Raw genomic sequence first — 11,227 nt, forward strand, 5'->3', positions numbered from 1 at the left:
CCGCGGCACGGCCGGTCACATCAAGGTTTCAGTAGACCAAATAGGTCAGCTGCAACTGGGCTATTGTTAAAGACAGCGTTTTGCAGCGAACCGTTGCACTACTGGCTGACAGCAACAAGAGCGATAAGATGGAACCGGTGAGCTTTACATCATTGCGCAAAGAACTGGATCCGGACTGGTTGCAGAGCGGCTCCATTTTCGGCGCCATATCGCGCGACGCGATCGAGTTCCTGCTGCAAAACGGGCGGATCTTTCGCGTCCGCAAGGGCGAGGAAATTTTCGCCGCCGGCACCCCCGGCGACAGCTTCTTCATCGTCTGCCAGGGGGCGCTTGACTTCTACAAGCAGCACCGAGGCGAGCACGCCTACACCCGGACCGCCGAACCCGGTGGCGAGGTGGGTTTCGTCGCCATGATTGCGCTGCACGAGCACGTCGGCAAGGCGGTAGCGAGGGAAGACAGCATCGTGCTGGAGATCCCCTGCGCCCTGTTTGCCGAGCTGCATGAAAAGTACCCATTCGATTTCGGCATCATGACGCTCAACCTTGCGCGGGATCTGGCGAGAATCGTCCGCAAGCTGAGCGACATCCTGGTAGAACACGCGATCGGACACTGACCCCGGCCGCGCGGCCGGTTACTAAGGAAATGGGATGGACTCCCCCTCCTACGGCATCTATGTGCCAGATTGGAAGTTGACGCAACCAATCGTAAAGAAGGAGCCCATCATGGAAATTATGCGTTTTGGTCTCGACTTGGCCAAGAGTGTTTTCGAAGTCTTTGGCGTTGATGAGCAAGAACAACAGGTCCTGCGCAAGACGCTCACGCGTAACCCGGTAATGGAGTTCTTCGCTCTGCTCCATCCTTGTATTGTCGGCATTGAAAGCTGCGGCAGTGCCCACCATTGGGCGCGAAAGCTACGCAGCGTTGGCCATGAAGTCAGAATGATGGCTCCACAGTTTGTGGCTCCATACCGAAAGAGCGACAAAAACGATCACAATGACGCAGAAGCCATTTGTGAAGCCGCCGGTCGGCCCAATATGCGCTTCGTACCGATAAAGACCGAAGAGCAGCAAGCCGTACTGATGGTCCACCGAGTTCGAAGCTTGGTGGTGGGTGAGCGTACATCACTCGTCAATCAGATCAGGGGCTGTTGGGCGAGTTCGGTATTGTTTTGCCGCAAGGCCGCTGCCATGTGCGCAGCCAATTACCCGGTATTCTCGAGGATGCCGAGAATGAATTGCCGGCTATAGCGAGAGAGGTATTCGCAAGCCAGTATGAACGGCTTTGCAACCTGGATCGAAAGATCGGCGAGTATGACAAGAGAATTGAGGCGCTGGCCCAAGCCGATGCAGACGCCAAAAGACTGATGGCTCTTGAGGGTGTTGGTCCGATTACGGCTACGGCTCTCATTGCCACGGTTGGTGACATCAGCACCTTCAAAAACGGCCGGCAATTTACGGCATGGCTCGGGCTTGTACCAAGACAGTGGTCAACCGGTGGTCGATCGCGACATGGCCGGATCACCAAACGCGCAGACGTTTATCTGCGAACGCTGCTGATCCATGGGGCGCGCGCTGTAATGCGCTACCTGATGAATAAGGATGACCGAAAGAGCCAGTGGGTCAAGGCGGTTCGAGAACGCAGAGGCTTTAACAAAGCAGCGGTTGCCCTGGCGGCAAAGCATGCACGGATACTCTGGGCGATGTTGGCGAAGAGGTCTGAATACCGGCCGGCATGAGTTTGAAAAGTGTTAACCGAGGTGAATGCAACAGCATTGGCGTGGTGGCACAACCGGTTGTACCGTGGGTTGGTGCCCTTGGCAACCAGCGAGCGCGTCTCGTCTCGCAGTTTCCGGGCTTCGCGCAGCGACAACTCGAGATAGCTGCCCAGGGAGATGCGGCTGCGCTGACCCATCCAGGAATAGCGGAAGTGCCAGGCCTTGCTGCCTTTGGCCGAGACGAAGTGGGAAAGGCCGTCGAAGTCGGCGATAGTGTACGTTTTGCCGGTAGCCTTGGCTTGGCGGACTGTCATATCGGTGAGCATGTGTCCAACTCCTTTTGAAGCGAACTGGATGCCATGTTCGTTATCGGGCCCGTGCTCCTCCAGTAACAATGCGGAATGGGCGCTCGCCGCATTGTTGTACCACTTTTTGTACCGTTTTGTACCGGTAGTCAGTGGATTGCGCTGGACGCCACTGGATCGAGCTCAGGCTAAAAAATTAACATAATCAGTGTCTTAAATAAATCTATCGACTTCAGCGGAAGCCCCTGGAAAGCTGACTTGGAGCGGGTAGCGGGAATCGAACCCGCCTCGCAAGCTTGGGAAGCTTGAGTAATAACCACTATACGATACCCGCCTGATGAGCCAATTTAACGCTGTGCCGCAATGCGTGCAATACCCGGTGCCGCCGCGCCGCAACCAAAAGGCGCAACAGCACTCTATCGATCAATAATACAGACCCTAAGGCCGTGCAAACGCCTGGCGCTCGGTGCCTACTCGGGTTCCGTGAACGGCAGGGCCGTGGCACCCTCGCGGCGCACCTCAAACACGTTCAGTGTCATGGCAACCAGCGCGTAATAGCCAAAGATCCCAATTAACTCGACCAGAGCAGGCTCACCAAACTCGGCCACGGCACGCTGGTAGAGCTGCGCGTCTATGCGCCGGGTTTGATACAGCGTACAGCCAATTTGATACACCAGCTGCTCGTCTGCATGCTCAAATTCTGGTGTAGCGCCCAGGCGCAGTGCATCAATAACCTCGTCGCCAAGGCCGGCCTGGCGCGCAATAGGCTCGTGAATCTGCCACTCGGCCTGGGACTGCCACCAGGCCGCCGTGACCAGAATCACCAGCTCAGACAGACGCAACGGCATGGACGTATGGTATCGGCAGAATGCTCCCAGCGCCTGGGCATTATCCGCCAGCCCTGGACTGTGAATCCAGGCCAGAAAGGGTCCGTCCAGATTGCCGCGCGGGCCGCTGAGAATAGCGTCCAGCACGCGCTGCTGCTCGGGGCTCATCTGTGCGGCCGACAGCTCGCTCAAGCGCGACTTCATGCACGATCCCCTTTTACCTTGCGCAGTGATACGCCAATGGCGCGATCCAGCTTGTCGACAAGCTCATCCAGGTGGTGCTCTTCCAGAATAAAGGGCGGTGCCAACAGGATATGATCGCCCTGCCGACCATCGATGGTACCTCCCATCGGGTAGCACATGAGGCCCTGCTCCATGGCCTCGCGCTTGATGAGCGCGTTGAGCTTGAGCGACGGATCGAAAGGCGCCTTGGTCTCACGGTCAAGCACCAGCTCCAGCCCCTGGAAAAGACCGCGACCACGCAGATCACCAATATGGGGATGATCGCCAAAGCGATCCTGCAGCCGTGCTTCAAGTGCATGGCCGAGTTCCCGTACGCGCGGCAAAAGCTGCTTCTGCTCGATGGTGCGCTGCACCGCAAGTGCCGCCGCGCAGGCAGTGGCATGACCAATATAGGTGTGACCATGCTGGAAGAAGCCACTACCGGCGGCAATCGCATCATAGATACGGCCACTGACCAGCGTCGCGCCAATGGGCTGATAACCCGCCCCAAGCCCTTTGGCGATCGTTGTGATATCAGGGCTGATGCCATCCTGCTCGATCGCAAAGAGGGTACCGGTACGCCCCATGCCGCACATGACCTCATCCAGAATCAGCAGCACACCGTAACGGTCACAGACCTCGCGGATCTTGCGAAAGTAACCCGCCACCGGTGGTACGGCACCCAGCGTTGCCCCCACGACCGGCTCTGCGACAAAGGCCATCACCTCATCGGCACCCAGGCGCAAGATTTCATCTTCCAGCTCCTTTGCCAGACGCGTGGTGAAGGCGTCATCAGATTCCTGCTCGCCCTGTTCCCGATAGGCATAACAGGGCGTCAGATGGCTGACACTGGTGAGCAGCGGCTCAAACTGGGCACGGCGCCAGGCATTGCCACCGGTCGCCAGCGCACCCAGGGTGTTACCGTGATAGCTCTGGCGCCGGGCGATCAGATGCCTGCGCTGCGGCTGCCCTGTCTCGGTGAAATATTGCCGCGCCAGCTTCAGCGCCGCCTCCACGGCCTCCGAACCGCCGGAAACAAAGTACACGTACTCAAGTCCCGCCGGGGCACGCTCGATGAGAAAATCCGCCAGCTGCTCCATGGGCTCGGTGGTAAAGAATGAGGTATGTGCATACGCAAGACTCGCCACCTGCGCCTGAATAGCCTGCACCACTTCAGTGGCACTGTGCCCCAGGCACGAGACTGCCGCCCCGCCACTGGCATCTAGGTAACGGCGCCCGTCAGCCGCAATGATATAGGGGCCATCACCGGCGACAGCAACCGGGTAGGACTGGTGGATATTGCGGTGAAAGACGTGAGTCATGTAAATGTTCCCCGATGGGTGAGCCTATATATGCAAATATATTTGCATTAAAATAAATATGCAAATCTTTTTGCGCAAAGACAAATAACAAACAACAACCGGCGAGCCCGATAATGCCCCGGTCCTGCTGCTTTCCTGTTTAAAAGATAGTGAGTAAAAGGGCGCAAACGCCATTGCCGGTATTTTCGACAACCACAGACGGCTGCGCGACAGCGCTCAGGCCCCGACAGGTCCTTAACCAGCCAGAACCTGAACGGGCTGCAACTGTCTGGGAGCAGCAGCCATTCCTAACGTTTTCAGGCGGAAATCTTGCAAGGTAACGACACAACGCCACAGTCCCTGCCTGAGGGCCCACGTCGCGCCATGAGCATGGCAACAATGAGAAAATGATCGTTTAACGGCGCCAGACCAACACGGGCTCCAGTCGAGGTCGGCCAACAATGCAGGAAGGCCAGCTGGAACGGCTCGCGCTCGGCCACTTTATGGTCTTGCCATGATGCCTATCGCCGCCAGCCCTGGCCACTGTCTTGGCGTCATACCCTTAGTATGACCCTGCCGCGCCCCATTCCGGCTGGAGCACGGCGTACGTTTAAATTAACCCGTCGCCCGCAGAGGGTCAGTTACCGCACTCAGCCCCTTTTGACGTTCGACCCAGCCCCGTGCATCAGTTTCGCTGCAGGCAAAATGCACCACCCGACTGGCATGCAACGGCGTGCCGTCGCGCGACACCTGGCGGCGAATAACCCACCAACTTTCGGGGCCCCACTGCTCCATGCTGTCCACCTCCTGCACTCGGTTGAAACGATGCAGGTACAGGATATTGCTCATGGTATTGTCCATATCTCTAGTTGAATGAGCCAGCCGGCATACCCCCCGGCCAGCCTGTTGCTCAGGCCTGAGAAAGTTCCTGCAGTTCGCGCAAGGCCACGGAAAAAATAGCGCAATCCTGAACCTGAGCCGATCGCATCTCCTCCAGCATGGCCTGCCAGCGCTTCAATGGCTGTGGATGCTGCGCAAGCCAGTTACCGACCCTTTTTCTGGCTGTTTCGGCCTCGCCTGGATCACGCAACGCCTGCGCCGTGAGTGCGCGTTGCTGCGTACTGACCTCATCCAGATATCCCTCACAGGCCAATGCTTCCCAATGACTGCGGGCATCGAAGCTGCGTACCTGCTGTGCAAACCAGTGCATATCCAGACAGTCGCCCACCGTGAAATACACCAGTCCCACGCGGTCAACCGGCTGATCAATCTGCTGCGCGATTTGAATGATGCCGAGCAGGGAGAACAGGCTATCGCAACTGGCCACGATAGCTGCGAGCGACTCACCCACACCCGACTCAAGGAGCTGCCCCTTGCGTTCATCCCAGGCCTTGAGACGACTGCCGTGAATCAGATCACTCATGCGCATCGACAGCGTTTCGACGCCAGGACGGTAGCAGTCTATACAGCCGGCAACATCGAGACCCTGCGGCTGATGACGCACAAACCAGAACGTAGAGCGGCGAACCAGCCGCACCAGCTCAGCCATCATCGATACCTGAACATCGGCCGGCACCTGCCCATCGAGCGCTTCAATCTGCTGCCAGTACTCATCCATGCGGAATACTTCACGCGCAATGACATACGCCTTGGCGATCTCGGCATCGTCAGCCCCCGTTGCCTGCCTCACCACGCTCACAAAGCTGATGCCCATACGATTGACCATGCCATTGGCCAGTTGCGTGGCAAGTATCTCATTGCGCAGGCGGTGGCCGGTTACCGCATCAGGGAACTGCTGCACGATGCGCGCAGGGAAAGCGCCGTCCACTTCGCGTGCCAGGTAGCTGTCCTGATAAATCGCGGGGCAATTCAACCCCTGTTTCAACTCCGCCTTGACGTAGGAAATCAGCACCGAAAACTCGGGCAACGTCAGGCCCTGTTCGCGGCCTTTACGCAACTGCAGCTCTTCGTCGCCGGGTATGAATTCGAGCTCGCGATCGAGTTTTCCATCAGCCTCAAGACGGTCGATCAAGCGTATATATTCGTCCTGCGACTCCCGGGCATGACGTTTGGCAAGACTCAGCGCCTGCACCTGGTGATAGTTGTTATTCAGTACCAGCTGGGCAACATCATCGGTCATCTCCTTGAGCAGGAGATTACGCTGCTTCACGGTCATATCGCCGGCCGCTACAACTTCATTAAGCAAGATTTTGATATTCACTTCATGGTCGGAACAGTCAACGCCACCGGCATTATCGATAAAGTCGGTATTGCAGGCGCCGCCATTCAACGCAAATTCGATACGACCAAGCTGCGTGAACCCAAGGTTCCCCCCCTCGCCCAGAACGCGACAACGCAGCTGTGCACCGTTGATACGCACCGCGTCATTGGCCTTGTCTCCAACGTCGGCATGGGTCTCCTGGCTTGCCTTGACGTAGGTACCAATACCACCGTTCCAAAGCAGGTCAACCGGCGCCCTGAGTAAGGCTGATATCAATTCATTCGGCGTCAACCGCTGGGCCTGTATATCGAACCGCTCGCGCATTTCGTCGGTTATTGCGATCGACTTGGCCTGACGCGGGAAAATGCCGCCACCGGACGAAATCAGGCTGGCATCATAATCAGCCCAGCTCGAACGCGGTAACGCGAACATCCGCTCGCGCTCCTTGAATGCTGCCGCCGCATCCGGATTCGGGTCGATAAAAATATGCTGATGGTTGAATGCCGCCACCAGGCAGGCAAACGGGGACAGCAACAAGCCGTTGCCAAACACGTCGCCGGCCATATCGCCCACGCCCACGACGGTGAATGGCTCGCTCTGGGTGTCCAGTCCAAGCTCCCTGAAGTGACGCTTGACCGATTCCCAGGCACCCCGGGCGGTAATGCCCATGCCCTTATGGTCATAGCCCTGACTTCCACCAGATGCGAAGGCATCACCGAGCCAGAAACCATATTCAGCCGCAATTTCGTTGGCAATATCCGAGAAGGTGGCTGTCCCCTTGTCGGCAGCGACCACCAGATAGGGATCATCGCCGTCATGGCGCACCACATCCGCAGGCGGTACCAGCTGACCCGCCACGAGATTGTCTGCCAGGTCCAGCAAGGCGCGGATAAAGACCTTGTAACAGGCAATGCCCTCAGCCTGAATCGCTTCGCGCCCGCCGTCCTCCGGCAGACATTTTGCGACAAAGCCACCTTTGGCGCCGACGGGCACGATCACGGCATTTTTAACTTGCTGAGCCTTCACCAGACCCAGGACTTCGGTACGGTAATCCTCCAGGCGGTCAGACCAGCGCAACCCGCCACGGGCCACTTTTCCGCCACGCAAATGCACCCCTTCAACACGAGGTGAATACACGAAAGTCTCAAACATCGGACGCGGACGCGGGATATTGGCGATACTTCCCGGATCGAGTTTGAACGCGATATAGGGGTGCGGCTCGTCATCGGCACCCGTCTGGAAATAGTTGGTCCGTAACGTTGCCTTTATCAACTCCAGCAAACGCCGAAGAATCCGGTCGTCATTTAGATTATCGACCTGATCGAGGGCTTCCAGCACGCTGGCTTCGAGGCGCTTGACGACCGCATCCGCCTTGTCACTGCTGCGTCTGGCCGGGTCGAACCGTGCCTTGAACAGGTTGACCAGCAGCTTGGTAACATACAAATGCCGCGCCAGGGCATCGGCTATGTAAGGCTGGCTGAACTCGAATCTCAGCTGACGATTGTAACGGGTGTAAGCACGTAGCAGCGCCACCTCCCGCCAGTTAAACTTGCCGCCAACGACCAGACGGTTAAATTCATCGTTGTCGGCCTGCCCCTGCCAGATCGCCCCGAAGGCATCCTGGAAGATGCTCTTTACGTCTTCGAGCTCAACGGGCTCGTTGCTGTTGTACTGCAAGGTAAAGTCATGCAGCCAGAAATGCCGGCCGTCGCGCCGGCGGACTTCATACGGATGCTCACCCAGTACACGCATGCCGAGGTTTTCAAGGATCGGGATCATATCGGACAGCACCAGCGCCTGGTCGGCCGTAAACAGCTTGAAACGCAGCAATTCACGGGACTGCTCGAGCTTGCGGTAAAAGCTCATCGACAGGGGCCGCTGAGGCGAGAGTTCGTCCAGTCGCTGAATATCGTAAATCGCGTTCCCGGCCGGGAAGTGTTCCCGGTACGCACTTGAGAAAGTGCCGCGGTACAGGTTGGCGTATCGATTGCCCTGCTCTTCGCCGCACACCTCTACCAGCGAGCGGTGCAGTTCCTCGTCCCAGGCGCGGGAAATGCCAATGACATGGGCTTCAAGCACTTCGGAATCTGCAGGGATAGCGCGATCCGGATCGAGGCGCAACACAAAATGCGTACGAGCCAGAATGGACTCGGAGAAATGCGTGGTGAACTCGGCATCCAGCGCATTGAAATGCTCGACCAGCAAATTCTGTACACGCGTGCGCAAATCAGTGCCGTAAATTTCGCGCGGCGCAAAATACAGGCAGGAGACAAACCGGCCACAACGGTCCGGTCGGACGAAAAGCCGAACTTTTCGCATTTCCTGCAGATTGAAGATACCAATCGCCGTCTCGAACAGTTTATCCGCCGTGGACAAAAACAGTTCCTCACGCGGCAGCCCCTTAAGAATCTGCAGCAGCTCCTTGCGGTTGTGTCCGCCAGGCTCGAAATTGGACTGTTCGAGCACCTGTGCCACGTTTTGCCGTATTACCGGAATACTGGCGGGTGCCTGGTCGTAAACAGCCGACGTATAGAGTCCATAAAAGCGCTTTTCACCGATCACCCCGCCGGCATCATCAAAATGCTTTACCACCACCAGATCCTGGTAGGCCGGGCGATGCACGCGCGACTTGCTGGCCGCCTTGGCAAACATCAGCGGCTGGGACGCCAGGATGAACTCTCGCTCGCAATCGCGCAGTCGAGTCAGGGTGTTGTTGCGCTTGGCCTTGTCTCGGCAGCGCAGGGTACCAAGCTCAGAGTCTGAAACCTGCTTGAAGCGGGTAGCGTCACCCTTGCGACTGACCTGCAGTTCATCGCAGGCCAAAAAAGTAAAGTGGTCCACCAACAGCCATTCAAGAAACGCTTTAGCTTCCTGCACGGCCTGACTGTCGACCTCTTTAGCCACGGTACCGAGGCGCTCAATTTCAGTGCGGACCTCGGCCTTCATGGAATCAAAGTCCTGCACAGCAGCCCACACATCACGGAAAACGTCCAGCAAACTGGCTTGAATCGCTTTCAGGTCTTCAACATCATTGTGGCGATCGACCTCCAGATAGACCACCGATTCGCGCCGCAAATCCTTCGAAGGCTCGTCCGGCTGGGCAACATTCACCAAGACACCGGCGGGATCACGCACAACCCGAAGCACGGCATTGTGAAGGGCATGGATCGACAATTCCTGGCGGATCAGCTCCATGCGGATCGAATCGACCAGAAACGGCATGTCCGGGTTCAGGATCTCGATCACGGTATGTTTGGAGTGCCAGCCGTGCCGTTCGAAATCAGGATTGAATACCCTGACCTTGGGCCCCGCGCCATTCAATTCCTGTATGAACTGCCAAACCGACAGCGTTACGCCATACAGGTTCTCGGGCTGCCCCGTTACTAATTCCGCCTGCAGAGTGGCGCGGTAATATTGCCGAGCGAAATTGCAAACGGCCGCGGCCATGGTCTCGTCCAGCCGATCGTTAAACTGCTCACTGAGTTGCTTCAGCAGTTCGCCTTTAGGACTTTCCGTAACATCATACATTGCGAATATTCACCCCGGCGCAAGCCGGTCCTATAAGAATAGAGAATGATCAGAAGCTGGCGTCATTGTGGCCATTCAGCCCGCATCGTTATTCGATCGGCGCAACACAAGCACCGAGCATTGCGCACGTTCCACCACCCGGGCGGAGTTCGAGCCCAGCAGTGCACTGCCCAGGCGGCCACGGTGATGGGCCGACATGATGATCAGGTCGGCGTTAATGGCCACTGCCTCCTTGATGATCCGTTCCGCCGGATGCCCCTGATGCACTGATAACGTATGCGCGACATCAGCGTGCAGGTGCGTGGCGGCATACTCAACCAGGTGCTGGTCCACCGCCTTGTGGACCTTTGCCACCACGGCCGGATCAAAAAACGACGCCACCATCGGCGATACAAGGCCCTGCCTCATCGTAGACTGGCGGGTCTTTTTTGGGGTCACTCATAACGTCTCCGGTTTATAGACTGCGCCCGTAAGAACTGTTCAAAATCGCTACACGCTGAACGAAAAACGGCCTGCCATGCTGGCAAGCCGTTTTATTAACAAACCCTGATTACATCCAGCCACGTTCTTTGTAGTAACGTACCGCACCTTCATGCAGCGGGGCCGACAGGTTGTTCTTGATCATCAATGCAGGGTCCAGGTTTTCAAACGCCGGGTGCAGGCGCTTGAAGCGATCGAAGTTATCGAACACTGATTTAACCACCTGATAGATCACGTCGGCATCGGCCTTGGTTGACGAAACAAAGGTCGCGCCCACACCGAAGGTTGCCGTATCCGCATCCGTACCCTTGTACATGCCGCCCGGAATAATCGCCTTGGCGTAGTAGTCGTTTTCGCCGACCAGCGCATCCACCTCAGCACCTTCCACCGGCACCATGACCGCGTCACAGGAGGTGGTGGCTTCCTTGATGGAGCCATTGGGGTGACCCACGGTGAAGATGATGGCATCGACCTTGTTGTCACACAGTGCCTGCGACTGCTCGGACGACTTCAGCTCAGAGGCAAGCATGAAATCATCCAGCGTCCAGCCCTTGCGCTCCATCAGCACTTCCATGGTGCCGCGCTGACCGGAGCCCGGGTTGCCGACATTGACCCGCTTGCCCTTGAG

7 protein-coding genes, 1 tRNA gene and 2 pseudogenes are annotated in these 11,227 nt (G+C 57.4%); 2 read left to right on the forward strand and 8 right to left on the reverse strand.

Annotated elements, in window-relative coordinates; genetic code table 11:
- Positions 1-128 precede the first annotated feature (128 nt).
- Both F451_RS0112015 and F451_RS25450 read left to right on the forward strand, forming a co-directional pair.
- On the forward strand, positions 129-614 hold the full coding sequence (locus F451_RS0112015; RefSeq protein ID WP_040879767.1) for a cyclic nucleotide-binding domain-containing protein: 486 nt from the start codon (positions 129-131) through the stop codon (positions 612-614).
- A 109-nt stretch (positions 615-723) separates the two neighbouring features.
- A pseudogene (locus F451_RS25450) lies at positions 724-1,736 on the forward strand (IS110 family RNA-guided transposase).
- A gap of 65 nt (positions 1,737-1,801) precedes the next feature.
- Here the strand turns inward: F451_RS25450 and F451_RS27235 are convergent.
- From F451_RS27235 to F451_RS0112060, 8 genes and pseudogenes are all read right to left on the reverse strand, one after another.
- Positions 1,802-2,041, reverse strand: a pseudogene (locus tag F451_RS27235) (Arm DNA-binding domain-containing protein); the annotation flags it as partial.
- A gap of 238 nt (positions 2,042-2,279) precedes the next feature.
- A tRNA-Gly gene (locus F451_RS0112030) sits at positions 2,280-2,354 on the reverse strand.
- A gap of 136 nt (positions 2,355-2,490) precedes the next feature.
- The gene (locus F451_RS0112035) at positions 2,491-3,051 is read right to left on the reverse strand and encodes a carboxymuconolactone decarboxylase family protein (protein WP_020681620.1); all 561 of its coding nucleotides are present in this window, start codon (positions 3,049-3,051) and stop codon (positions 2,491-2,493) included.
- A complete protein-coding gene (locus tag F451_RS0112040; protein WP_020681621.1) occupies positions 3,048-4,391 on the reverse strand; it encodes an aspartate aminotransferase family protein in 1,344 nt (447 codons plus the stop codon). The genes F451_RS0112035 and F451_RS0112040 overlap by 4 nt, the downstream gene beginning before the upstream one ends.
- Positions 4,392-4,985: 594 nt before the next feature.
- On the reverse strand, positions 4,986-5,219 hold the full coding sequence (locus F451_RS0112045; protein WP_156826460.1) for a hypothetical protein: 234 nt from the start codon (positions 5,217-5,219) through the stop codon (positions 4,986-4,988).
- Between the two features lie 61 nt (positions 5,220-5,280).
- A complete protein-coding gene (locus F451_RS0112050; RefSeq protein ID WP_020681623.1) occupies positions 5,281-10,119 on the reverse strand; it encodes an NAD-glutamate dehydrogenase in 4,839 nt (1,612 codons plus the stop codon).
- A 75-nt stretch (positions 10,120-10,194) separates the two neighbouring features.
- Positions 10,195-10,557 carry a universal stress protein gene (locus F451_RS25455; RefSeq protein WP_240476471.1) on the reverse strand — a complete coding sequence of 121 codons (363 nt, stop codon included), beginning with the start codon at positions 10,555-10,557 and terminating at the stop codon, positions 10,195-10,197.
- 112 nt (positions 10,558-10,669) lie between these two features.
- A partial coding sequence (locus tag F451_RS0112060; protein ID WP_020681625.1) for a TAXI family TRAP transporter solute-binding subunit occupies positions 10,670-11,227 on the reverse strand: 558 nt, incomplete at its 5' end.

Source organism: Marinobacterium rhizophilum DSM 18822 (assembly GCF_000378045.1).
In the GTDB taxonomy this organism is placed as follows: Bacteria; Pseudomonadota; Gammaproteobacteria; order Pseudomonadales; family Balneatricaceae; genus Marinobacterium_A; species Marinobacterium_A rhizophilum.